The organism is Agromyces sp. NPDC058126 (genome assembly GCF_042884595.1).
Lineage (GTDB): Bacteria > Actinomycetota > Actinomycetes > Actinomycetales > Microbacteriaceae > Agromyces.
Window position 1 is genome coordinate 1,021,338 of the sequence record NZ_JBHVTS010000001.1, and the last position, 23,764, is coordinate 1,045,101.

The following is a 23,764-nucleotide window of genomic DNA, read 5'->3' on the forward strand; positions in this document are numbered from 1 at the left end:
GCGGGGGCGCGGCGGCGGCTAGCGTTGGGGCATGCCCCGTCGCCCCGCCCGCCGCGCCCGCGTCGCGCGACTCGCCGCCGCGTTCTCGGCCGCCTCGTTCGCCCTGCTCCTGGCCGGCGCCGCCGGCGCGTCGTCCGCGGTGGCGGGGGAGCGCGCGGCATCCACGCCGGTCGCGGCGGCCGCACCGCCGGCCGTCGCACTGCTCGCCGACGAGCCCGACACGAACGACTTCGTGTTCGACTCCTTCGACGCGGTCTACGAGCTCTCGCTCGACGACGAGGGCCGCTCGGTGATGGAGGTCACCGAGACGCTCGTCGCCGTGTTCCCCGACATCGACCAGAACCGCGGCATCCGGCGGGCGATCCCGCTGCACTACGACGGGCATCCGGTCGACCTCGTCGTCGAATCGGTGACGGATGCCTCGGGCGCACCCCGCCCGTACGAGACCGAGGCCGACGAGGACGACGAGTTCCTGCTCGTCACGAGTCGCGCCGACGACTTCGTGCACGGCGCGCAGACGTACGTGTTCCACTACCGCATGCACAACGTCACCCACGTGCCCGACGACGCGGAGATCGACGAGATCTACTGGGACGTCAACGGCACCGGATGGGCGCAGCCCTTCGGCGTCGTGCGCAGCGAACTGCGCCTCTCGGCCGAGCTCGCCGAGGCGATGACCGGCGACATGGCGTGCTACCGCGGGTGGTCGGGGTCGACCGAGCCGTGCGACGCGATGACGAGCCAGGCCGTCGACGGCGGGGCGGTCGTCGAGGCCGAGGCCGCGGAGGTCGGGCCCTACGAGAACCTCAGCTTCGCGGTCGCATTCGAACCGGGCACCGTCGTGCCGCGCGACGACGCGTTCTGGTCGTCGCCCGCGGCGATCGGCAGTGCGGTCGCTGCGGTGGTCGCCGCGGTGCTCGCGGCCGTCGCGCTCGCCTTCAGGCTCGGCCGCTGGCGCAACCACCCGGGGCGCGGCACGATCATCGCGCAGTACGAGCCGCCGGCGGGCGTCTCGGCGTTCGTCGCCGCCGAGCTCGTGGGGAGCATGTCGAAGGGGGTCACCGCGACCGTGCTCGAACGCGCCGTCGCCGGCGAGCTCCGCATCGTCGAGACGGGGTCGCGCCGCTACGCCGCCGAGTTCACGGGCGGCGGGTCGGCGGGCGACGAGCATGCCCGTGCCGTCGTCGAGGCGCTGTTCGGCAGCCCGCCGCGGCCGGGCGCCGTCCGCGAGATGAAGTCGAGCGACACGGCGCTCGGCAAGCGACTGCTCGCGATCCGGCAGCGGGTGTCGAGCGGGGTCGTGGCCTCGGGGCTCCGGCGCAGTCCCGACGTCGGACTCCGCATCGGGCTCGCGGTCGGCGCCGGCCTCGCGGCCGTCGCGAGCTTCGTGCTCGGCATCGTCGCGCTGACCTCGGTGATGGGCGGCGCCTGGCCGGCGCTCTGCTTCATCGTGGCGATCCTCGCGGCGCTGCTCGCGATCGGGCTCGTCGCGTCGGTCCGGCCGCTCACCGAGCGCGGGCGCGAGCTGCACGACCACCTCGAGGGGCTGCGGGTCTACATCCGCCTCGCCGAGGCCGATCGCATCCGCGTGCTCCAGAGCCCGGGCGGCGCCCTCCGGGTCGACACGAACGACCTCGGCCAGGTGCTGAAGCTCAACGAGCGGCTGCTGCCGTACGCCGTGCTGTTCGGCTTCGAACGCGACTGGAGCCGCGAGCTCGCCGTGCTGTACGAGCAGCTCGGCCGTCAACCCGACTGGTACTCGGGCAGCAGCGGCTTCAACGCGGCCTACTTCGCCGCGGGCGTCGCGTCGTTCTCGAGTTCGTCGAACAGCTCGTGGTCGGGGTCGAGCGCGAGCTCGTCGTCGAGCGGCTCGGGCGGCGGCGGGTCGTCGGGCGGCGGTGGCGGTGGCGGCGGTGGCGGCGGCGTCTGAGGAGGGCACGTCCGTGACGGCGCCGTCGCGTCGCGCCGTCGCTACTCGGCGTCGCCCGTCGCGGCGGCCCGTTCGTCGCTGAGATCGACCCGACGCTCGGCGTCGAGACCCTCGACCTCCTCGTCGAGCACGTCGTCGAGCGAGCGCTCGTCGTCGTCGTGCGCTTCGTCGGCCTCGTCGAACTCGGTGTCCTGCGAGACCGTGAAATCGTCGTCCTCGGGCGCGAACTCCGCGCCCGCCCCCGCGAGCTCGTCCATGTCTCAAGGGTAGGCGCGTCGACGCCGATCGGGTAGTCCCGGCCCTATGCTCGCAGCATGCCCGACTGGATCCTCGCCGGGGTCGCCGGCCTCCTCGCCGGCGGCGCGCTCCTCCTCGGAGCCGTGATCGCCTGGTACGTGAGGGTGCCGACGCGCGTCGTGGCGTCGATCATGGCGTTCGGATCGGGCGTGCTCGTCTCGGCGCTCGCCTTCGACCTCGTGCTCGAGGCGCAGCAGGAGGGCGGCTTCTGGCCGACGGTCGGCGGGTTCGCCGCGGGGGCGATCGTCTACGTCTTCGCGAACCAGCTGCTCGACCGCTTCGACAAGCGCAACCCGCGCGGCACCGGGCAGGACCCCGGCACCGGCACCGGCATCGCCGTCGGCGCGCTCCTCGACGGAATCCCCGAATCGGCGGTGCTCGGGCTCAGCATGGTCGGCGGCGGGGGAGTGAGCGTCCCGGTCTTCGTCGCCATCCTGATCTCGAACATCCCCGAAGGGCTGTCGTCGACCGCCGCGCTGAAGGAGAGTGGTCGGTCGCGCACCTACGTCTTCGTGCTGTGGGCGGGCATCGCCCTCGCGAGCGCGCTCGCGTCGCTCGCCGGGTACGTGCTGCTCGACGACGCCCCGGGCGAGCTCACGGCCTTCATCACGGCGATCGCGGCGGGGGCCATCCTCGCGATGATCTGCGACACCATGATCCCCGAGGCGTTCCGCACCGCGCACGCGTTCACGGGGCTCCTCGCGACCGCGGGCTTCCTGCTCAGCTACGCCGTGCACGTCGTCGGGTGACGTCGGTTTCCCGTCAGGGGTCTCCCGCCCGCTAGAATGGGATCGCGCCCGACGAATCCGTTCTTCGGCCGACCGTGCGAGCCCCGCTCGCCGCTGCTCGGTTCGGGATTCGGCGTACCGCGCCGCGCGGCATCCGAGCCGCAGCGTGCGGGCTCGACCACCGCGTGGTGCCGAGGGGGCGTGCCGGGCACGGCACGAAGGAAACGGGAGGACCATGGCCCAGACGAGGCAGCGGCAGCGTACGCGTTCGCGCGACGATGAAGCACCCATCATCCCGATCCTCGCCCGCAAGGTGCGAGAGGTCGAGCAGAAGGCGCAGAAGGGCAAGCTCGGCCCGACGAACCGCACCAAGTTCCAGGTCATCGCGCTGCTGATGCGCGAGGAGCGGGCCCGGGTGAAGGCCGACGCCGAGATCGGCGACGCGGCGCGCGGCGAGCTCCTGAAGCGCCTCGACGGCATCGCGCAGATCCTCGCGAAGACCGCGGCCCGCGACACGAGCCTCATCCAGCTGCTCGAACCGGATGCCTCGATCTCGACCGTCGCGCAGCGGTTCCGCCGCGACTGGCTGCTCGAGTCGGGCGCCGAGCTCAGCCCCGACGAGCTCATCATCACCCGAGAGCCCGAGGCGAAGATCGAGGTCTCCGAGAACCAGGTGATCCCCGCGTCGGTGAAGTCGCGCCAGCTTGCGAACCCCTTCCTCGCGCCCGACTTCTCGAAGCCCGCCGCGCCTCTCGTGCCGGTGCGCCGGCTCGCGAACTGGGAGCTGCTCGGCCCCCTCTTCAAGTCGTTCGAGCAGGGCTCGGGCGGCCAGGCCGCCTCGATGGAGCTGCCCGAGGCGCCGAAGGCCGACCGGCTGTCGCCGCGCGGCCTCGAGCTCATGAAGCACCAGGCGCGCTTCATCGAGAGCGCCCGCGAGGGCCACCGGGCGTTCCTGCTCGCCGACGAGCCGGGCCTCGGCAAGACCGCGCAGTCGGTGCTCGCGGCATCCGTCGCGGACGCGTACCCGCTGCTCGCGGTCGTGCCGAACGTCGTGAAGATGAACTGGGCGCGCGAGGTCGAACGGTGGACCCCGCACCGCCGGGCGACCGTGATCCACGGCGACGGCGACACCCTCGACGCCTTCGCCGACGTCGTCATCGTGAACTACGACGTGCTCGACCGGCACATGGCGTGGCTGTCGACGCTCGGTTTCCGCGGCATGGTCGTCGACGAGGCGCACTTCATCAAGAACCTCCAGTCGCAGCGTTCGAGGAACGTGCTCGCCCTCGCCGAGCGCATCCGCAAGTCGACGCCCGGCGGCAACCCGCTGCTGCTCGCGCTCACCGGCACCCCGCTCATCAACGACGTCGACGACTTCCGCGCCATCTGGAAGTTCCTCGGCTGGATCGACGGCGACAAGCCCTCGGCCGAGCTGCTCGCGAAGCTCGAGGAGACGGGGCTCACCCCCGCCGAGCCCGGCTTCTACTCCGAGGCGCGGCGCACGGTCATCGACCTCGGCATCGTGCGTCGTCGCAAGGTGGATGTCGCGGCCGACCTGCCCGCCAAGCGCATAGCCGACCTGCCCGTCGAACTCGACGACGAGCTCGGCCGCTCCGTGCGGGCCGCCGAGCGCGAGCTCGGCAACCGCCTCGCCTCGCGCTTCCGCGCGCTCGTCGAAGCCCGCCACCTCAAGGTCGGCGACCTCGACGAGGACACGCGCGACCAGTTCATCCGGGCCGTCGCGAGCGCCGAGCTCGAAGAGTCGAAGTCGTCGAAGTCGGGCGAGAACGTCTTCACGATGGTGCGCCGCATCGGCCAGGCGAAGGCCGGACTCGCCGCAGACTACGCGGCCCAGCTCGCCCGATCGGTGGGCAAGGTCGTGTTCTTCGCGAAGCACATCGACGTCATGGACCAGGCCGAGGCGGCCTTCGCCGCGCGCGAGCTGCGCACGGTGTCGCTGCGCGGCGACCAGACGGCCCTCGCTCGCCAGGCGGCGATCGACGCGTTCAACAAGGACCCCGAGGTCTCGGTGGCGGTCTGCTCGCTCACCGCGGCCGGCGTCGGCGTGAACCTGCAGGCCGCGTCGAACGTCGTGCTCGCCGAGCTCAGCTGGACGGCCGCCGAGCAGACGCAGGCGATCGACCGCGTGCACCGCATCGGCCAGGAGGAGCCGGTCACCGCGTGGCGCATCATCGCCGCGCACACGATCGACGCCCGCATCGCCGAGCTCATCGACTCGAAGCAGGGCCTCGCCGCCCGCGCCCTCGACGGCCAGGACGTCGAGCCCGGCTCGGCCGACTCGGTGCAGCTCGACGCGCTGCAGCACCTGCTCCGCCAGGCGCTCGACGGGGCGCTGTAGCGGCCGACCGCTTCCGCGGCGCGCGGAGGCATTCCCGCGTCCACGAACAGTCGATCCGTCGATCTTCGCCCTTCCCGCGACCGGGAAGGGCGAAGATCGGCGGAACGATCGGGTCCCGGCCGCCCCCGGCTGGCGCGAAGCTTGCGGCTTCTGGCGAGCTTGATTCGAGGCTGCCTCCGAGCCGCCGCACGAGAGTCGAGGTTCGCTAGACTTCCCGAAGTCGTGCCCCGATGAAGCGGCTCCAGCGACGATTTCTTCCACAGCAAGGAGTCCAACGCGTCATGAAGATCGGAATGCTCACCTCTGGTGGCGACTGCCCCGGGCTCAACGCCGTCATCCGCGGTGCCGTCCTCCGGGGCGTCATCTCGTACGACACCGAGTTCGTCGGGTTCCGCAACGGCTGGCGCGGCGTCGTCGAAGAGGATATCGTTCCGATCGTGCGTCACGACGTGCGCGGCCTCGCGAAGCAGGGCGGCACGATCCTGGGCTCGAGCCGCACCAACCCCTTCGAGGGCGAGGGCGGCGGTCCCGAGAACATCCAGCGCATGCTCGACAAGCACGGCATCGACGCGATCATGGCGATCGGCGGCGAGGGCACGCTCACCGCCGCGCGCCGCCTGCACGATGAGGGCGGCATCAACGTCGTCGGCGTGCCGAAGACGATCGACAACGACCTCGCGGCCACCGACTACTCCTTCGGCTTCGACACCGCCGTCGAGATCGCGACCGAGGCCATCGACCGCCTGCGCACGACCGCCGACTCGCACGGCCGCTGCATGGTGCTCGAGGTCATGGGTCGCCACGTCGGCTGGATCGCCCTGCACTCCGGCATGGCCGGGGGAGCGCACGCGATCCTCATCCCCGAGCAGCCGCAGTCGATCGAGCAGATCTGCGAGTGGGTCGAGTCGGTGCGCGACCGCGGCCGCGCTCCGCTCGTCGTCGTCGCCGAGGGCTTCACGCTCGAGGGCATGGATGAGGCGCACTCGCACAAGGGCCTCGACGCGTTCAACCGCCCTCGCCTCGGCGGCATCGCCGACATCCTCGCCCCGATGATCGAGGAGCGCACGGGTATCGAGTCGCGCGCGACGGTGCTCGGCCACATCCAGCGCGGCGGCGCGCCCTCGGCGTACGACCGCGTGCTCGCCACCCGCCTCGGCATGGCCGCGATCGACGCCGTCTACGACCACGCGTGGGGGTCGATGGTCACGCTCCGCGGCACCGACATCAAGACCGTGTCGATCGCGGAGGCCGTCGGCACGCTCAACAGCGTGCCGCAGTCGCGCTACGACGAGGCGCGCGTCCTCTTCGGCTGACCATGTACCAGGTCTGCGTCTGCTACCTCCTGCGCGAACGCGACGGGGTCACCGAGGTGCTCCTCGGGCGCAAGAAGCACGGCCTGGGCGAGGGCTATTACGTCGGGCTCGGCGGAAAGCTCGAACCGGGCGAAGCAGCGGTGGATGCCGCGGTGCGCGAGGTCTTCGAGGAATCGGGCCTCGCCGTGGCCCCCGGGGATCTCGAGCCGCGCGGCCTCCTGAGCTACCACTTCCCGTTCCGGGAGTCGTGGAGCCAGGAGTCGAGCGTGTTCGTCGGCCGCCGCTTCGAGGGCGACCCCGTGGCATCCGACGAGCTCGACCCCGAGTGGTTCGCGCTCGCCGATGTGCCCTTCGACGAGATGTGGGACGACGCCAAGCGGTGGCTTCCCGGCGTGCTCGCGGGCGGAACGGTGCGCCGTACCTTCGTGTTCGGCGAGGATCTCGCCACGGTGGTGACGGAGCACTCATCGGTCGCGTAGGATCGTCGGGGTTCCTGAAATCCAGGTGAACTCTTCCCTCTCGCAAGAAAGACGCCGGTGGATCTCACCCTCATCGTCGTGCTGGTCATCGCGCTGGCGCTCTTCTTCGACTTCACGAACGGCTTCCACGACACGGCGAATGCGATGGCCACGCCCATCGCCACCGGTGCCCTGAAGCCGAAGACCGCGGTCGGGCTCGCAGCCCTCCTGAACCTCGTCGGCGCCTTCCTCTCGACCGAGGTGGCGAAGACGATCTCGGGCGGCATCATCAAGGAGGGCGACGGCGGCGTGCTGATCACGCCCGAGCTGATCTTCGCCGGCCTCATCGGCGCGATCGTGTGGAACATGATCACGTGGCTGCTCGGCCTGCCCTCCTCGTCGAGCCACGCGCTGTTCGGCGGCCTCATCGGCGCCACACTCGTCGGCTTCGGCGTCAGCGCGATCGACTTCTCCGTCGTCATGTCGAAGGTCATCCTGCCGGCGATCCTCGCGCCGCTCACCGCGGGCCTCATCGCGTACGCCGCGACGAAGCTCGCCTATGCGATCACGCGCCGCTACGACGGCAAGCCCGATGGCCGCGACGGCTTCCGCCACGCGCAGATCTTCTCCTCCTCGCTCGTCGCGCTCGCGCACGGCACGAACGACGCGCAGAAGACGATGGGCGTCATCACGCTCACGCTCGTCGCCGCGGGCCTCCAGCCCGCCGGCAGCGACGTGTACTGGTGGGTCATCGTGACCTGTGCGGTCGCGATCGCGCTCGGCACCTACATGGGCGGCTGGCGCATCATCAAGACGCTCGGCACGGGCCTCACCGACGTCAAGCCGGCCCAGGGCTTCGCCGCCGAGACCGCGACCGCCGCGACGATCCTCGCGTCGAGCCACGTCGGCTTCGCACTGTCGACGACGCAGGTCGCCTCGGGCTCGGTCATCGGCTCGGGCCTCGGCCGCCGCGGATCGAAGGTGCGCTGGCGCACCGCCGGGCGCATCGGCGTCGGCTGGCTGCTCACCCTGCCCGCCGCGGGCGCCGTCGGGGCGCTCGCCGCGCTGGTCGCCCACATGGGCGTCGTCGGCATCATCATCGACACGGTCGTCGGCGTCGGCGTGATCGTCGGCATCTTCCTGTGGTCGCGCCGCAGCGAGGTCTCGCACCACAACGTCGTCAGCGAGGTCGCCCATTCGGGCCGCGCCGTGAAGATCAAGCGAAACCCCAAGCCGAAGAAGAAGGTCTCGTCGTGATCGACTGGCTCGCATTCCTCCTCGTGTTCGTGTCGGCGCTCATCGGCACCGTCACCGTGGTCTCCGCCTACTCGCTCGGCATCCGCCTGCTCACCGTCTCGGGGCGCACCCCGATCGTGACGCCGGCCGAGTTCACCGACGCGATCACCATCGTGACGCCCGCCGAGATCAAGCAGGCCGAGAAGCGCGCGAAGAAGGCCGCCAAGAAGAGCCCGCTCACCGACGGCCAGAAGCGCGCGGCGCTCTTCGGCGCCTGGGCCTGCTTCGGGGTCAGCGGCGTGGCCGTGCTCGTCGGCATCTACCTGATCGTCGGCGACCACCTCATCAAGATCTTCAGCTGACCGCGTCACGCACCCGCACCGCCCCAAACTCCATACACGCCAGACCACCCGTCGTGCGCTCCCGCGCGCGTCCCTCATCGAAGGTTCCCGGATGACCACTGCAACCACCCCGACGACCGACCCGGCCGACCCGACCGAGCAGAAGCAGGCCGGCGCCGTCGACCGCTTCTTCGAGATCACGAAGCGCGGCTCCAACTACGCCACCGAGGTGCGCGGCGGCATCGTCACGTTCGTGACGATGGCCTACATCGTCATCCTCAACCCGATCATCCTGTCGAGCGGGGTCGACGTCGACGGCAACACCCTCGACTTCATGCAGCTCTCGGCGGTCACGGGGCTCACCGCCGGAGTCATGACGATCCTCTTCGGTCTCGTCGCCCGCCTGCCCTTCGGCTTCGCCGCCGGCCTCGGCATCAACTCGTTCCTCGCGGTCTCGGTCGTCGGGCAGGTCACCTGGCCCGAGGCGATGGGCCTCGTCGTCATCAACGGCCTCATCATCGTGCTGCTCGCGGCCACGGGCCTGCGGCGCCTCATCTTCGACGCCGTCCCGATCCAGCTGAAGCTCGCGATCACCGTCGGCATCGGCCTCTTCATCGCCTTCATCGGCTTCGTCGACGCCGGCTTCGTCACCGCCACCGGCGCCAACTCGCCGCCGGTCGGCCTCGGCGTGAACGGCTCGGTCGCGACCGTCCCGACGCTCATCTTCGTCTTCACGCTCCTGCTCACCGGCATCCTCGTCGCCCGCAAGGTCAAGGGCGGCATCCTCATCGGCCTCGTCTCGGGCACGGTCGTCGCGGTGGTCGTCGAGGCCATCTGGAACATCGGCCCGAAGTTCGCGAACGGCGAGCTCGCCAATCCGAACGGCTGGGGCCTCTCGGTCCCCGAGCTCTCGGGTTCGCCCGTCAGCGTCCCCGACCTCTCGCTCCTCGGCCAGGTCTCGTTCGGCAGCTTCGAGCGCATCGGCGCACTGGCCGCCCTCATGCTCGTCTTCACGCTCGTGTTCACGAACTTCTTCGACGCCATGGGCACGATGACCGGTCTCTCGAAGGAGGCGGCCCTCGCCGATGAGAAGGGCAACTTCCCCCGCCTGAAGTCGGCGCTCGTCGTCGAGGGCGTCGGCGCCGTCGCGGGCGGTTTCGCCTCGTCCTCGTCGAACACCGTCTTCATCGAGTCGGGCGCGGGCATCGGCGAGGGGGCCCGCACCGGGTTCGCGAACCTCGTGACGGGTGCCCTGTTCCTCGTCGCGATGTTCTTCACCCCCCTCGTCTCGATCGTGCCGACCGAGGTGGCCGCCGCGGCGCTCGTCATCGTCGGTGCGCTCATGATGTCGCAGATCAAGGGCATCGACTTCACCGAGTTCTCGGTGCTGCTGCCCGTGTTCCTCACGGTCACGGTCATGCCGCTCACGTACTCGATCGCGAACGGCATCGGCGCGGGCTTCATCAGCTGGGTGATCATCCGCTCGCTGAGCGGCAAGGCCAAGGAGATCAGCCCGCTGCTCTGGGTGGTTGCCGCCGGCTTCCTGATCTACTTCGCCCGCGGGCCGGTCGAGGCGCTCTTCGCCGGCTGATCGCGCCGCGCCCCTCGGGCGCGTGAATCGAATGGATGCCCCGGGCTGCAGTGCAGCCCGGGGCATTCGCGTTCGACCGGGCAGGTGGGCGAGACGGCCCTGACCGCCCACCTTCTCAGGGCCCGGCGGGTGTTCGCACCGGAGAGGGGTGCAACGCGCCCTCGTCCTGCGCAGTGCGGCCGGATACGGCTTCGCGATGCCGGGGTGCGCACGGGAGCGGGCGAGGACCCCGACTGCGATCCTGCGAAACGACGGATGCCCCGGGCTGCAGCAGCCCGGGGCATCCGTCGATCTCGTGGAGGCGTCAGTTCGTGCCGCGCGCCTTCGCGATGCCGTTCATGACGTGGTAGATCACGATGGCGGCGATCGTGCCGAGCGCGATGCCGTTGAACGAGACGCCGCCGATCGCGAAGGTGAAGTCCGCGATGCCGATGATGAGCGCGGTCGCGGCGGTGAACTGGTTCACCGGCTTCGAGAAGTCGACCTTGTTGTCGAGCCAGATCTTGACGCCGATGATGCCGATGAGGCCGTAGAGCGCCGTGGTGACGCCGCCGAGCACGCCGGCGGGGATCGTGTTGATGACCTCGCCGAACTTCGGGGAGAGGCCGAGCAGCACGGCGACGATGCCCGCGACCCAGTACGCCGCGGTCGAGTAGACGCGCGTCGCGGCCATGACGCCGATGTTCTCGCCGTAGGTGGTCGTGCCCGAGCCGCCGAAGAGGCCGGCGACGGTCGTGGCGAGGCCGTCGGCGAAGAGCGCGCGGCCGGTCGACTTGTTGACCGAGGGGTCGGTCATCTGGGCGACGCCCTTGATGTGTCCGACGTTCTCGGCGATGAGCACGAGCACGACCGGGAGGAACGCGGGGAGGAAGCCCCAGACGGCCGAGTCCGCGAACGGGTTCGCCGCGAGGTGGAAGGTCGGCAGGCCGATCCACGCGGCGTCCTCGATGCGGGCGAAGTCGATCTCGCCCTGGATCGCGGCCGCGATGTAGCCGATCACGACGCCGACGAGGATCGACATGCGCCCGAGGATGCCGCGGAAGGCGACGCTCGCGATGATCACGGCCGCGAGCGTGATGAGGGCGGTCAGCGGGGCGAGCATGAAGTTGTTCTTCGCGGCGGGGGCGAGGTTGAAGCCGATGAGGGCCACGATCGCACCGGCGACGACGGGCGGCATGAGCGCGTCGATCCATCGAGTGCCGACCCACTGCACGAGGAGGCCCACGAGGGCGAGCAGCACGCCGACGACGACGATGCCGAAGAGCGCGGCGCCCATCGGGTCGGCGATGCCCTTCGCACCCATCGCGGCGCTGATCGGGGCGATGAACGCGAAGGAGGAGCCGAGGTAGCTCGGCACCCGGTTCTTCGTGATCACGAGGAAGAGGATCGTGCCGAGGCCCGAGAAGAACAGCGTCGTCGCGGGCGGGAAGCCCGTGAGGATCGGCACCAGGAAGGTCGCGCCGAACATGGCGACGACGTGCTGTGCGCCGAGGCCGATCGTGCGGGGCCAGCTGAGGCGTTCGCCGGGGGCGACGACCTCGCCCGGGTTGACGTTCTTGCCGTCGCCGTGCAGGGTCCAGGGCAGAGTCATGCTGCTCCGTTCAGGGGAGTCGAGGGTGGGGATCCATCAGATCGTACCGGGGGGATAGCCCCATATCGGAGGCCGCGCCGCGACCATAACGTGGAGTCATACCCACGAACGGGTACTCACGAACAGGAGCACATCTCATGACCACCGTCACCGACACCGCAACCCAGGCGCCGTACGCGGAGCCGCACCCCGCTGCCGCGCCGCTCGCGGAGTCGCGCGGATTCAGCATCGCCAGCCTCGTGCTCGGCCTCGTCTCGATCGTGGCGGGCTACAGCTTCGTCGTACCGATCGCGGGCCTCGTGCTCGGCATCCTGGCGCTCAAGCGCGAACCCGCCGCTCGCACGATGGCGATCTGGGGCATCGTGCTCAACGCGGTCATCCTCGCGGGCGCGGTGCTCGTCGGCATCGGCGCGGCCGTCTTCGGCCTCGTGATGCTGCCGTTCGCCTTCCTCTGAGTCCAGGCCCTGAGTTCAGGCTCTGAGTTCAGGCGAAGAACCCGCGCAGCAGCGCCTCGGTGCCGTCGAGGTGCTCGGCCATCGCACTGGCGGCGTCGTCGGGGCTTCCGCGAAGGATCGCCCCGACGATCGCCCGGTGCTGCTCGTTCGAGTGCGCGATGTTCGGCGCGAGCAGCGGGATGCCGTCGAGGAGCTCGTTGACCCGCATGCGCACATCGGCCACCAGCGGGATCACGCTCGGCGCGCCGAGCACCTCGGCGATGAGCAGGTGCAGGCGGGAGTCCGCCATGCGGTACTGCTCGCCGGTGGCCGTGCGGCACTCCTCGTAGGCCTGCCAGAGCCGTTCGCGGTCGTTGGCCGACAACTCGCTCTCGGCCGCGCGCCGCGTCGCGCCGACCTCGATCACCGCGCGCAGCGCGAGCGTGTCCTCGAGGTGTGCGGCGGCGGCCCGCGGGTCGCCCGTCGCGGCCGGGCTCGCGGGGAGCGCGGCCGGCAGCTCGTCGGACACGAAGGTGCCGCCGTACCGGCCGCGTCGCGACACCACCCATCCCGCATCGGCGAGTGAGCCGATCGCCTCGCGGAGGGTGTCGCGGCTCACCTCGAGCATCGCGGCGAGCTCGCGCTCGGCCGGGAGGCGTTCGCCCGGCCCGATGAGACCCAGCCGGATCGACTGCAGCAGGCGCTGCACCGTCTCCTCGAACGCGTTCGCAGGACGCGCGGGCGTGAACAGGAGGCTCGCCCGCAGCACCTCGGTCGGAACCGCCTCGTCGCCCGCCGCCTGGCCGCCCGCCGTCTCGTCCATGCTTCGAGCCTAGAGCGGAGTGACGTAGGCGGAGCTGATGCCGCCGTCGACGAGGAAGGTCGAGCCGGTGATGAACGAGGCGTCGTCGCTCGCGAGGAAGGCGACCGCCGCCGCCAGCTCTTCCGGCTCGGCGAATCGACCGACGGGGATGTGCACGAGCCGGCGCTGCGCCCGCTCGGGGTCCTTCGCGAAGAGCTCCTGCAGCAGCGGCGTGTTCACGGGGCCGGGGCAGAGGGCGTTCACGCGCACGCCCCGCCTCGCGAACTGCACGCCGAGCTCGCGGCTCATCGCGAGCACGCCGCCCTTCGAGGCCGTGTACGAGATCTGCGAGGTCGCCGAGCCGAGCACGGCGACGAACGAGGCCGTGTTGATGATCGAGCCCCGCCCCTGCGCGACCATGTGCCGGAGCGCTGCACGGGAGCAGAGGTACACCGACTTCAGGTTCACGTCCTGCACCTTCTGCCAGGCGGGGAGCTCGGTCGTCTCGATGGAGTCGTCGTCGGGCGGTGAGATGCCCGCGTTGTTGAACGCGACGTCGACCGACCCGTACACCCGGGCGGCCTCGTCGAAGAGGTGGTTCACCTGCGCCTCGTCGGTGACGTCGACCTGGACGAAGAGGCCGCCCACGAGCTCGGCCGCGGCGGGGCCCGCCGTGGCATCCATGTCGCCGATGACGACCGTCGCGCCCTCGGCCGCGAACCGCTTCGCGGTCGCGAGTCCGATGCCCGAGGCGCCGCCGGTGATGACGGCGACGCGGCCGGCGAGGCGCTGGGTGAGGTCGATGCGGGGGAGTTCTGGCATGGCTGTTCCTGTCGGGTCGGGCCGTCAGTCGACGGCGATGTAGACGTTCTTGGTCTCGGTGAAGGCGAGGGGGGCGTCGGGGCCGAGCTCCCGGCCGAGTCCCGACTGCTTGAAGCCGCCGAAGGGCGTCGAGTACCGCACCGAGGAGTGCGAGTTGACCGAGAGGTTGCCCGACTCGACGGCCCGGGCGACCCGGATGCCCCGGCTGAGGTCCCGGGTCCAGATCGACCCCGAGAGGCCGTACTCGCTCGCGTTCGCGAAGCCGATCGCGTCGGCCTCGTCGTCGAAGGGGAATACCGCGACAACCGGGCCGAAGATCTCCTCCCGGGCCGCACGGGCATCGCGTGCGGGGGTGAGTACCGTCGGCGGGAACCAGAATCCGGCGCCGGCGGGGGCGCTGCCGCGGAAGGCGACGTCGGCGTCGTCGGGCACGAAGGAGCGGACCCGCTCGAGGTGCGCGGCGGCGACGAGGGGTCCCATCTCGGTCGACTCGTCGGCGGGATCGCCGACCCGGACGCCCTGCACCGCCGGCTCGAGGAGCTCCATGAAGCGCTCGTAGACGCTGCGCTCGACGAGGATGCGGCTGCGGGCGCAGCAGTCCTGCCCGGCGTTCTCGAACACGCCGGAGGGTGCCGTCGCAGCCGCCTTCTCGAGGTCGGCGTCGGCGAACACGATGTTCGCGCTCTTGCCGCCGAGCTCGAGGGTCACCCGCTTCACCTGGTCCGCGCAGCCCGCCATGATGCGCTTGCCGACCTCGGTCGAGCCGGTGAACACGACCTTGCGCACGGTCTCGTTCGTGACGAAGCGCTCGCCGACGACCGACCCGCGGCCGGGGATCACCTGGAAGAGCCCTTCGGGGAGCCCCGACTCGAGGCCGAGCTCGGCGAGCCGGAGGCTCGTGAGCGGCGTCCACTCGGCGGGCTTCAGCACGACCGCGTTGCCCGCGGCGAGGGCCGGGGCGAAGCCCCACGCGGCGATCGTCATCGGGAAGTTCCACGGGGTGATCACGCCCACGACGCCGAGCGGCTCCTGGAAGGTCACGTCGAGCCCGCCCGCGACCGGGATCTGCCGGCCGAAGAGCCGCTCGGGCGCCGCCGAGTAGTACTCGAGCACGTCGCGCACGTGACCGGCCTCCCACCGGGCCTGCGAGATCGGATGCCCCGAGTTCTGCACCTCGAGGGCCGCGAGCTCCTCGACGGCCGAGTCGACGGCCGCGGCGAAGCGGCGCAGCGCCCGGGCGCGGTCGGCCGGGGCGAGCGCCGCCCAGCCGCGCTGGGCGCGGGCCGCGCGGGCGATCGCCAGGTCGGTCTCCTCGAGGCTCGAGGCGGTCACGGACGTGACGATCGATCCGTCGGCCGGGTTCACGATGGTGTGCGTCATGCTTCGGTCCTCTTCGTGCGGTGGTCGCGGGCGGCCTCGACGAGGCCGGCGAAAAGGCGGCGATCCGCCGCGTTCTCCTCGGGATGCCACTGCACGCCGATCCCGAACGGCACCGCGTCGAGCTCGACGGCTTCGATGACGCCGTCGCCGGTGCGTGCCGTGACGGTGAGCCCGGGGGCCAGGTCGTCGAGGGCCTGGTGGTGGTAGAGGTGCACCGGCAGCGCATCGGAGGCCTCGCCGAGGGTCGCGGCGAGGCGGCTGCCCGGATCGACGGCGACGGTGGCCTCGCCGAAGACGGCCGGCCCCGGCTGGTACGCCTCGCTGCCGACGACGTCGGGCAGGTGCTGCACGAGGGTGCCGCCGAGGGCGACGTTGAGCATCTGGGCGCCGCGGCAGATGCCGAGGAACGGCAGCTCGGCCTCGATCGCGGCGGTGAGCAGCGCGTCCTCCCAGGCGTCGCGGTCGCGGCGCGGGGCACCCGTGCGGGGGTGCGGAACCTGCCCGTAGCGGGCGGGGTCGACATCGGCGCCGCCCGAGACGATGAGGCCGTCGAGCGTCGACAGCACCCGGTGGGCGATCTCGGGGGAGGCGGGCTGCGGCGGCAGCAGCACGACGATGCCGCCGGCGTCGGTGACCGCATCGAGGTAGACCTTCGGGAGGAACGAGGCGGGCACGTCCCACACGCCGGTCTGCGCCTGCTCGAGGTAGGTGGTGACCCCGATCACCGGTGCGGATGCCGCGATCGGCGTCGCCGCCGCGGCATCCGTACCGCCCCCCATGCGCCCCCCGGTCCCTTCGACTTCGCCCGGCTCAGAGACGTTCGAAGCCACGGACCCGCTCCCAATCGGTGACGGCGGCGTCGTACGCCGCGAGCTCGACCTTCGCGTTGTTGAGGTAGTGCGCGACCACCTCTTCGCCGAACGCCTCGAGCGCGACGGTCGAGCCGGCGAAGAGCTCGGCGGCGTCGCGGAGCGTCGCGGGCACCCGCTCGACGTCGCTCTCGTACGCGTTGCCTGCGAACAGCTCGGCCGGCTCGAGCTCGTTCTCGATGCCGTGCAGCCCGGCCGCGATGAGCGCGGCGACCGCGAGGTACTGGTTGACGTCGCCGCCCGGCACCCGGTTCTCGACGCGCATGCCGTGCCCGTGTCCGACGACGCGAAGCGCGCAGGTGCGGTTGTCGAGTCCCCAGGCGATCGCGGTGGGCGCGAAGCTGCCCGCGACGTAGCGCTTGTACGAGTTGATGTTCGGGGCGGAGAACAGTGTGAGCTCGCGCATGACGGCGAGCTGCCCGGCGAGGAAGTGGCGGAACAGCTTCGACATGCCGTGCGGCTCGTCGGCATCGGCGAACACCGCGTCGCCGCCGTCGCCGCGCAGGCTGATGTGGATGTGGCAGCTGTTGCCCTCGCGCTCGTTGAACTTCGCCATGAAGGTGAGCGACTTGCCGTGCCGGTCGGCGATCTCCTTGGCCGCGTTCTTGTAGATCGAGTGGTTGTCGCAGGTGCCGAGGGCGTCGGTGTAGCGGAACGCGATCTCCTGCTGGCCGAGGTTGCACTCGCCCTTCACGCCCTCGCAGTACATGCCCGCGCCGTCCATGGAGTTGCGGATGTCGCGGAGCAGCGGCTCCATGCGGGTGGAGGCGAGGAGCGCGTAGTCGATGTTGTAGTCGCTCGCCGGGGTCAGGTCGCGGTAGCCCTTCTGCCAGGCGGCGCGGTACCCGTCGTCGAACACGATGAACTCGAGCTCGGTGCCGACGAACGCGGTGAGGCCGCGTTCGGCGAGGCGCTCGAGCTGGCGCTGCAGGATGCGCCGGGGCGACGCCTCGACGGGCGAGCCGTCGAGCCAGCGCAGGTCGGCGGTGACGAGGGCAGTGGCCTCGAGCCAGGGCGCCGCGCGCAGCGTCGCGAAGTCGGGCACGAGCACCATGTCGCCGTAGCCGCGCTCCCAGCTCGACATCGCATAGCCGTCGACGGTGTTCATCTCGACGTCGACCGCGAGGAGGTAGTTGCAGGCCTCGGCCCCGTGCTCGGCGACGTCCTCGAGGAAGAGCCTCGCCGAGACGCGCTTGCCGACGAGCCGGCCCTGCATGTCGGTGAACGCGACGATCACGGTGTCGACCGCGCCCTCCGCGATCGCCCCCCGCAGCTCGTCGAGGCTCAGGTATCCGGTCGGTGTCGTCATCCGTGGCTCCGCATCGAGTCGGTGAATGGTCGCTTGTGCCGACCATTACATCACACCGATACGTCGCTCGTGTTCGTTGCATCCCAGCAATCCCGTGAGCGCCTTCTGAAGATCCGTCGAAAAAGGTCTGTACGAGCGACCATTGGGAGTCGTAGAGTCCTCACCAACGCATCGCATCCCGCGCCCGCCCCCTGCGTGCGCGATGAGAGCAAGGGAGCCCTGTGATGGCGAAAGACACCCTGAAGGTCTCGGGCGTGAAGTACACGACCGCCGAATCGGGATACTTCGAGAAACGCAAGCTCACGCGCACCGCCGGCGTCTGGGGGCTGTGGGGCCTCGCCGTCGCGGCCGTCATCTCGGGCGACTTCTCGGGCTGGAACTTCGGCATCGACTTCGCCGGGTTCGGCGGCATGCTGATCGCCTTCGCGGTGCTCGTCGTCATGTACTACGGCCTGATCTTCTCCATCGGCGAGATGAGCTCGGCGATGCCGCACACCGGAGGCGCCTACTCCTTCTCGCGCGCCGCGATGGGGCCGTGGGGCGGATTCGTGACCGGCCTCGCCGAGACGATCGAGTACGTCGCGACGACCGCGGTCATCGTCTTCTTCTCGGGGTCGTACGCCGATGCCATCACGAGCGAGTTGCTCGGCTTCTCCATGCCGCAGTGGTTGTGGTGGATCATCCTCTACGTGGTCTTCATCGGCATCAATGCCGCAGGCGCGAACATCTCGTTCAAGTTCGCGATCGTCGTCTCGATCATCTCGATCGCCATCCTGCTCGTGTTCAGCGCGATGGCGATCTTCTCCGGCCAGTTCTCGTGGGACAAGCTCTTCGACATCGCCCCCGACCCCGGCCAGACCGCGTTCCTGCCGCACGGCGTGCTGCCCATCCTCTTCGCGCTGCCCTTCGCGATGTGGTTCTTCCTCGGCATCGAGGAGCTGCCGCTCGCGGCCGAGGAGTCGAAGGACCCGGTTCGCGACATCCCGAAGGCCGGACTCATCGCTCGCGCCACGCTCATCGTGACCGGTCTGCTGGTGCTCTTCCTCAACACCGGTGTCGTCGGAGCCGAGGCCACGGGCACGGCGGGGGAGCCGCTGCTCGACGGGTTCCGGGCGATCGTCGGCGACGAACTCGCCGCGGTGCTCGCGCTCTTCGCCCTGATCGGGCTCCTCGCGTCGCTCCAGGGCATCATGTTCGCCTACGGGCGCAACATGTACTCGCTCTCGCGCGCCGGGTACTACCCGAAGTTCCTCTCGCTCACGGGCAAGCGGCAGACGCCGTGGGTCGCACTCGTCGCGGGTGCCGTCATCGGCTTCGCCGCTCTCCTCGTGCTCGACGTGCTCGCGCAGATCGACGAGAAGGGTGCGGGCGCCGTCGCCGGCGCGATCGTGCTGAACATCGCGGTATGGGGCGCGGTGCTCGCCTACCTGCTGCAGATGGTCGCGTTCGTGATCCTCCGCCGCAAGTACCCGAACGCCAAGCGGCCGTATCGCAGCCCGTGGGGTGTGGGGGGCGCCGTCGTGGCCGCGGTGATCGCCGCGCTCATCTTCCTCGGGTTCCTGCTGAACCCGACCTTCGTTCCGGCCATCATCGCGATCTTCGTGGTCTACGCGGTGATGCTCGCCATCTTCGCCCTCTGGGGTCGGCACCGGCTCATCCTGTCGCCGGAGGAGGAGTACGCCGTCTCGGGCGGCCTCCACGGCGACCCGCAGGCCGAGGGGTACGGCGGCAACGTCGAGAGCGAGCTGCTCGCCTCCGACGGGGTCGACGAGGCCGACCGCGTCTGACGCGAGGACAGGACCGGGCGGCGGCGGGCGTGGGGGCGCCCGCCGCCGTTCCGTTCGCCCGACGGGACCAGGCCGCCGACAGGCGCTGCACGCCGCCCCGGGCAGAGCGTCTCGCCGAGTCCGGTGAACCGGACGCCTCGGCCGCGCCGCCGGCATGCCCGGCCGCGCCCCGCGGGATAGGCTCGAGGCGACGACCGCGCGGCGATCCCGCGCGAATGAGGCGATGGGGCCGGTTCCGGTGCGTCCGAACGACGACGCACCGCACGGCTCCCTGGAGGAACGACATGCAGGTGCCCGAGACCACCCCGGCGACCCGGACCGAGACCGATTCACTCGGCTCGGTCGAGGTGCCCGCCGACGCCTACTGGGGCGTGCACACGAAGCGGGCGCTCGAGAACTTCCCGATCTCGAAGCGGCCCATCTCCGTCTATCCCGAGCTCGTGGTCGCCCTCGCCTCCGTGAAGCAGGCCGCCGCGCGGGCGAACCGCGACGTCGGGGTGCTCACCTCGCAGAAGGCGGCGTGGATCGACGAGGCGTGCCAGCGCATCATCGACGGCGAGCTCCACGAGCAGTTCGTGGTCGGCGTGATCCAGGGCGGCGCGGGAACGTCGACGAACATGAACGCGAACGAGGTCATCGCGAACCTCTCGCTCGAGATCGCGGGCTACCCCAAGGGTCGCTACGACGTGATCCACCCGATCGACGACGTCAACCGCAGCCAGTCGACGAACGACACCTACCCGACCGCGGTGAAGGTCGCGATGGCGTTCTCGCTGCGCACCATGCTCGTCGAGCTCGACCAGCTGCGCATCGCATTCAGCCGCAAGGGCCGCGAGTTCCACGAGGTGCTGAAGGTGGGGCGCACGCAGCTGCAGGACGCCGTGCCGATGACCCTCGGCCAGGAGTTCCACGGCTACGCGACGACGCTCGGCGAGGACATCGACCGGTTGCGCGAGACGATCAAGCTGCTCGGCGAGGTCAACCTCGGGGCGACCGCGATCGGCACGGGCATCACGGCCGACCCCGGCTACGCGGCATCCGTCGTCGAGCACCTGAGTGCGATCACCGAGCTGCGCCTCGAGACCGCACCCGACCTCATCGAGGCGACGAGCGACACGGGCGTCTTCATGACCTTCTCGAGCGCGCTGAAGCGCAGCGCGATCAAGCTCTCGAAGATCTGCAACGACCTTCGCCTGCTCTCCTCGGGCCCGCAGGCGGGCTTCGGCGAGATCAACCTGCCGCCGATGCAGGCGGGCTCCTCGATCATGCCGGGCAAGGTGAACCCCGTGATCCCCGAGGCGGTCAGCCAGGTCGCCTACGCGGTCGCCGGCGCCGACGTCACGGTCATGATGGCCGCCGAGAGCGGCCAGCTGCAGCTCAACGCCTTCGAGCCGGTCATCGCGCACTCGCTGTTGCAGTCGATCACCTGGATGCGCCAGGCCTGCTGGACCCTCCGCGTCAACTGCGTCGATGGCATCACCGCGAACACCGAGCGGCTCGAGCAGATGGTCGCGTCGAGCGTCGGCGTGATCACGGCGCTCATCCCGTTCATCGGCTACACCGAGGCCGCGAAGCTCGCGAAGCTGGCGCTCGCGACGGGTCGGCCGGTCGCCGACCTCGTCGTCGAGGCGGGGCTGATGAGCCGCGACGAGGTGATGGCGCAGCTGCAGCCCTCGAAGCTGTCGGGCATCCGGCCGATCACGACGGTGATCCCGGTGCAGGAGCTGCACTCCGAACCGCACGAGTAGGGCGGATGCCTCGGGGTGCCGCCGCTCGCGGCGCCCCGGGCCGGGCTCAGATCACGCGGCAGTGCGTGGTGAGTGAGCCGATGCCCTCGATCGTGACGGTGACGGTGGAGCCGTCGCGGAGGAAGACCTGCGGGTTGCGCGAGTAGCCGGCGCCGCCGGGGCTGCCCGTGGAGATGAGCGTGCCGGCCGGCACGGTCGCAGTGCTCGACAGGTACTCGATGATGTCGGCGACGCTGCGCACCATCTCGTTCGTCGACGCGTCCTGGAGGATGCGGCCGTCGAGGTTCGTGGTGAGCCAGAGGTCTTGCGGGTCGGCGATCTCGTCGGCGGTGACCACGACGGGGCCCGTCGGCGTGAAGCCGTCGAACGACTTGCAGCGCGACCACTGGGCCTCGCTGAACTGGATGTCGCGGGCGGTGATGTCGTTGACGACGGTGTAGCCCCACACGTAGTCGAGTGCGTCGCGCGCGTGGACGCCGCGGGCGGGCTTGCCGATGATGACGCCGAGCTCGGCCTCGTAGTCGACCTGCGTGGCGAGGTCGCCCGCCCAGGTCGTGGTGGCGCCGTGCGCTGCGAGCGAGTTCGGCCAGAGCGAGAAGATCGTCATCGCCGTCTCGGAGCGGAGCTTCAGCTCGGAGGCGTGCGCCGCGTAGTTCGCGCCGATCGCGATGACCTGCGCGGGGCGGAGCACCGCGGAGGAGTGCCGGAGCTCGGAGACCGGAGAGAGTTCGGCGCCGGCGGCGAGCCCCCGATCGACGGCCTCGCGCACCGCGGCGAGACCCTCGGGGCCCTGCTCGATGAGGTCCTGGAGGTCGCGCGGCGCGACGGGCATGATCTCGTCGAGGAACAGTGCAGCCTCGGCGACCACCACTGCGAGTCGAGGGGTCGATTGGCCTTCGGCTCTCAGGTGCGCGAACTTCACCTGTCTAGGCTATCGGGCGCATCCGACCCCGCTCTGTGCGGCATGTACAACGAATGCGTTCGCATACGCCGTGGTGTCGACAATCCGGGGCGGTGGGTCGACGACGCCTGGCGCCGGTCGACGGCGCCCGCCTGCGCGACCGGCGGGATGCGCCTGCCGGCCGCGCGCGGCGGTCACTGCGCCGGGCGCAGCCGCAGCTCCTGCATGCCGCCGTCGACCGCGAGCGAGACGCCCGTCGTCGAGCCGGAGGCCGGGCTCGCGAGGTAGGCGACCGCGCCGGCGACCTCGTCGGGGTCGACGAGGCGGCCGTGCGGCTGGCGCGCCTCGAGTGCGGCGCGCTCGGCGACCGGGTCGTCGGCCGAGTCGAGCAGCCGTCCGACCCAGGGCGTGTCGGCGGTACCCGGGTTCACGGCGTTCACGCGGATGCCCTCGCGCAGGTGGTCGGCCGCCATCGCGCGGGTCAGCGCCGAGATCGCGCCCTTGCTCGCGCTGTAGAGCGCTCGCTGGGGCAGGCCCGCGGTCGCGGCGATCGAGGACGTGTTCACGATCGCGGCGGCGGGGGAGACCCGCAGGTGGGGCAGCGCCGCACGCGCCACGCGCACGGTGCCGAGCACGTTGACGTCGAGCACGCGACGCCACTCCTCGTCGTCGTTGGCCGTGACGTCGCCCTGGGCGCCGATGCCGGCGTTGTTCACGACGATGTCGAGCCGGCCGAACTCGGCGACGACCCGGTCGACGCCGGCGCGCACGCTCGCGTCGTCGGCGATGTCGACCGCCACCGCCAGATCGGCGTGCTGGGCGGCCTCCGGCGCGAGGTCGAAGACGGCGACGCGTGCGCCGCCGCGGCGGAGTCGGGCGGCGATCGCGGCGCCGATGCCCGACGCGCCGCCCGTGACGACGGCGACGAGGCCGTCGAACTCGGCGGTCCCGGTGTGGTCCTGGCTCATGGTGTTCCTCTCGCTCGCGCGTTCAGGCGTCGACGTAGTGCTGGCGCTGGCGGCCGAGCCCGTCGATCTCGATCTCGACGACGTCGCCCGCGCCGAGGTAGGGGAAGCGCCCCGAGAGGGCGACGCCCTCGGGTGTGCCCGTGAGCACGAGGTCGCCGGGGTCGAGCGCGAGGTACTGGCTGAGCTGCCACACGATCGTGTCGATGCCGAAGATGAGGTCGGCGGTCCGCGAGTCCTGGCGGGGCTCGCCGTTGACGAAGCTGCGCAGGCGCACGTCGTCGGCGTCGAGCTCTTCGGGCGTCGCGAGCCAGGGCCCGGTGGGGCAGAAGCCCGGTGCGCTCTTGCCCTTCGACCACTGGCCGCCCGAGACGGCGAGCTGCCAGTCGCGCTCGGAGAGGTCGTTGGCGGTGACGAAGCCGGCGATGTGCGCCCGGGCTTCCGCGGGGGAGTCGAGTGCGCTCGCGCGGCGGCCGATCACGATGCCGAGCTCGACCTCCCAGTCGGTCTTGGTGCTGCCGCGGGGGATCGCCACGTCGTCGTTCGGGCCGATGACCGTGTTCGGCGACTTCATGAACATCACGAGGTGCTCGGGCGGCGCGGAGCCCGACTCCGCGGCGTGCGCGGCGTAGTTCATGCCGATGCAGTAGACGGCGCCCGGGCGTGCGATGGGGGCGCCGATCCGCAGTTCCGCGCTGTCCGGCAGCTCGGGGAGGGTGCCGGCTCCGAGGGCCGCACGAACACGCTCAGGTCCGTCGCCGCCGAGGAACTCCGCGTCGATGTCGCGGGTCACGCCTCGCAGGTCGAGGGCGCGGCCGTCATCGAGGAGTACGGGGATCTCGGAGCCGGGGTCGCCGAGCCGGGCGAATCTCATCGCTGGTCCTTCCGCTCGCGGCACTGCGT

21 protein-coding genes are annotated in these 23,764 nt (G+C 70.9%); 11 read left to right on the forward strand and 10 right to left on the reverse strand.

Going from position 1 to position 23,764, the window contains the following annotated elements; genetic code table 11:
• Positions 1 to 31 precede the first annotated feature (31 nt).
• Positions 32 to 1,930 carry a DUF2207 family protein gene (locus ACFVTR_RS04515; RefSeq protein WP_387035116.1) on the forward strand — a complete coding sequence of 633 codons (1,899 nt, stop codon included), beginning with the start codon at positions 32 to 34 and terminating at the stop codon, positions 1,928 to 1,930.
• A gap of 41 nt (positions 1,931 to 1,971) precedes the next feature.
• On the opposite strand, the gene ACFVTR_RS04520 is transcribed toward ACFVTR_RS04515, so the two are convergent.
• Positions 1,972 to 2,187, reverse strand: a complete 216-nt coding sequence (locus ACFVTR_RS04520) for a hypothetical protein (RefSeq protein WP_387035118.1) — start codon at positions 2,185 to 2,187, stop codon at positions 1,972 to 1,974.
• 57 nt (positions 2,188 to 2,244) lie between these two features.
• On the opposite strand from ACFVTR_RS04520, the gene ACFVTR_RS04525 reads away from it, so the two are divergent.
• The 7 genes from ACFVTR_RS04525 (at position 2,245) to ACFVTR_RS04555 (ending at position 10,253) form a co-directional block, all read left to right on the forward strand.
• Positions 2,245 to 2,976: a ZIP family metal transporter gene (locus tag ACFVTR_RS04525; RefSeq protein ID WP_387035120.1), complete on the forward strand. Its 732-nt coding sequence runs from the start codon at positions 2,245 to 2,247 to the stop codon at positions 2,974 to 2,976.
• A 214-nt stretch (positions 2,977 to 3,190) separates the two neighbouring features.
• Positions 3,191 to 5,314, forward strand: a complete 2,124-nt coding sequence (locus ACFVTR_RS04530; RefSeq protein ID WP_387035122.1) for a DEAD/DEAH box helicase — start codon at positions 3,191 to 3,193, stop codon at positions 5,312 to 5,314.
• A gap of 281 nt (positions 5,315 to 5,595) precedes the next feature.
• A complete protein-coding gene (locus tag ACFVTR_RS04535) occupies positions 5,596 to 6,627 on the forward strand; it encodes a 6-phosphofructokinase (RefSeq protein ID WP_376940878.1) in 1,032 nt (343 codons plus the stop codon).
• A 2-nt stretch (positions 6,628 to 6,629) separates the two neighbouring features.
• A complete protein-coding gene (locus ACFVTR_RS04540) occupies positions 6,630 to 7,106 on the forward strand; it encodes an 8-oxo-dGTP diphosphatase (protein ID WP_387035124.1) in 477 nt (158 codons plus the stop codon).
• 57 nt (positions 7,107 to 7,163) lie between these two features.
• Complete coding sequence (locus tag ACFVTR_RS04545; RefSeq protein ID WP_387035125.1) at positions 7,164 to 8,342, forward strand: anion permease; 1,179 nt, start codon at positions 7,164 to 7,166, stop codon at positions 8,340 to 8,342.
• Positions 8,339 to 8,683 (forward strand): peptidase, encoded by a 345-nt coding sequence (locus ACFVTR_RS04550; protein ID WP_387035127.1) that lies wholly within the window; start codon positions 8,339 to 8,341, stop codon positions 8,681 to 8,683. Before ACFVTR_RS04545 ends, ACFVTR_RS04550 begins: the two co-directional genes overlap by 4 nt.
• Before the next feature lie 91 nt (positions 8,684 to 8,774).
• Positions 8,775 to 10,253 carry an NCS2 family permease gene (locus ACFVTR_RS04555; protein ID WP_387035129.1) on the forward strand — a complete coding sequence of 493 codons (1,479 nt, stop codon included), beginning with the start codon at positions 8,775 to 8,777 and terminating at the stop codon, positions 10,251 to 10,253.
• 304 nt (positions 10,254 to 10,557) lie between these two features.
• Here the strand turns inward: ACFVTR_RS04555 and ACFVTR_RS04560 are convergent, their stop codons facing one another.
• The gene (locus tag ACFVTR_RS04560; protein WP_387035131.1) at positions 10,558 to 11,844 is read right to left on the reverse strand and encodes a uracil-xanthine permease family protein; all 1,287 of its coding nucleotides are present in this window, start codon (positions 11,842 to 11,844) and stop codon (positions 10,558 to 10,560) included.
• Positions 11,845 to 11,981: 137 nt separating this feature from the next.
• Between ACFVTR_RS04560 and ACFVTR_RS04565 the strand changes: the two genes are divergently transcribed.
• A complete protein-coding gene (locus ACFVTR_RS04565; RefSeq protein WP_387035133.1) occupies positions 11,982 to 12,299 on the forward strand; it encodes a hypothetical protein in 318 nt (105 codons plus the stop codon).
• A gap of 28 nt (positions 12,300 to 12,327) precedes the next feature.
• On the opposite strand, the gene ACFVTR_RS04570 is transcribed toward ACFVTR_RS04565, so the two are convergent.
• Genes ACFVTR_RS04570 through ACFVTR_RS04590 form a run of 5 tightly spaced genes read right to left on the reverse strand, consistent with a single transcriptional unit; the run spans position 12,328 to position 17,460 of the window.
• Positions 12,328 to 13,101 (reverse strand): FadR/GntR family transcriptional regulator, encoded by a 774-nt coding sequence (locus ACFVTR_RS04570; protein WP_387035135.1) that lies wholly within the window; start codon positions 13,099 to 13,101, stop codon positions 12,328 to 12,330.
• 9 nt (positions 13,102 to 13,110) lie between these two features.
• Positions 13,111 to 13,902: a 3-oxoacyl-ACP reductase gene (locus tag ACFVTR_RS04575; protein WP_387035137.1), complete on the reverse strand. Its 792-nt coding sequence runs from the start codon at positions 13,900 to 13,902 to the stop codon at positions 13,111 to 13,113.
• A gap of 24 nt (positions 13,903 to 13,926) precedes the next feature.
• Positions 13,927 to 15,282, reverse strand: a complete 1,356-nt coding sequence (locus ACFVTR_RS04580; protein ID WP_387035139.1) for an aldehyde dehydrogenase family protein — start codon at positions 15,280 to 15,282, stop codon at positions 13,927 to 13,929.
• Entirely contained in the window at positions 15,279 to 16,061 is a 783-nt protein-coding gene (locus tag ACFVTR_RS04585) for a gamma-glutamyl-gamma-aminobutyrate hydrolase family protein (RefSeq protein WP_387035141.1), read from the reverse strand. The genes ACFVTR_RS04580 and ACFVTR_RS04585 overlap by 4 nt, the downstream gene beginning before the upstream one ends.
• Before the next feature lie 31 nt (positions 16,062 to 16,092).
• On the reverse strand, positions 16,093 to 17,460 hold the full coding sequence (locus tag ACFVTR_RS04590; protein WP_387035143.1) for a glutamine synthetase family protein: 1,368 nt from the start codon (positions 17,458 to 17,460) through the stop codon (positions 16,093 to 16,095).
• 224 nt (positions 17,461 to 17,684) lie between these two features.
• On the opposite strand from ACFVTR_RS04590, the gene ACFVTR_RS04595 reads away from it, so the two are divergent.
• Positions 17,685 to 19,247, forward strand: a complete 1,563-nt coding sequence (locus ACFVTR_RS04595; RefSeq protein ID WP_387035145.1) for an amino acid permease — start codon at positions 17,685 to 17,687, stop codon at positions 19,245 to 19,247.
• A gap of 284 nt (positions 19,248 to 19,531) precedes the next feature.
• A complete protein-coding gene (locus ACFVTR_RS04600) occupies positions 19,532 to 20,995 on the forward strand; it encodes an aspartate ammonia-lyase (protein WP_387035147.1) in 1,464 nt (487 codons plus the stop codon).
• Positions 20,996 to 21,041: 46 nt separating this feature from the next.
• On the opposite strand, the gene ACFVTR_RS04605 is transcribed toward ACFVTR_RS04600, so the two are convergent.
• The 3 genes from ACFVTR_RS04605 to ACFVTR_RS04615 all read right to left on the reverse strand — a co-directional run bounded on the left by ACFVTR_RS04605 (position 21,042) and on the right by ACFVTR_RS04615 (position 23,735).
• Complete coding sequence (locus ACFVTR_RS04605; protein ID WP_387035149.1) at positions 21,042 to 21,917, reverse strand: fumarylacetoacetate hydrolase family protein; 876 nt, start codon at positions 21,915 to 21,917, stop codon at positions 21,042 to 21,044.
• A 173-nt stretch (positions 21,918 to 22,090) separates the two neighbouring features.
• The gene (locus tag ACFVTR_RS04610) at positions 22,091 to 22,864 is read right to left on the reverse strand and encodes an SDR family NAD(P)-dependent oxidoreductase (protein WP_387035151.1); all 774 of its coding nucleotides are present in this window, start codon (positions 22,862 to 22,864) and stop codon (positions 22,091 to 22,093) included.
• A 22-nt stretch (positions 22,865 to 22,886) separates the two neighbouring features.
• Positions 22,887 to 23,735: a fumarylacetoacetate hydrolase family protein gene (locus ACFVTR_RS04615; protein ID WP_387035153.1), complete on the reverse strand. Its 849-nt coding sequence runs from the start codon at positions 23,733 to 23,735 to the stop codon at positions 22,887 to 22,889.
• Positions 23,736 to 23,764 lie beyond the last annotated feature (29 nt).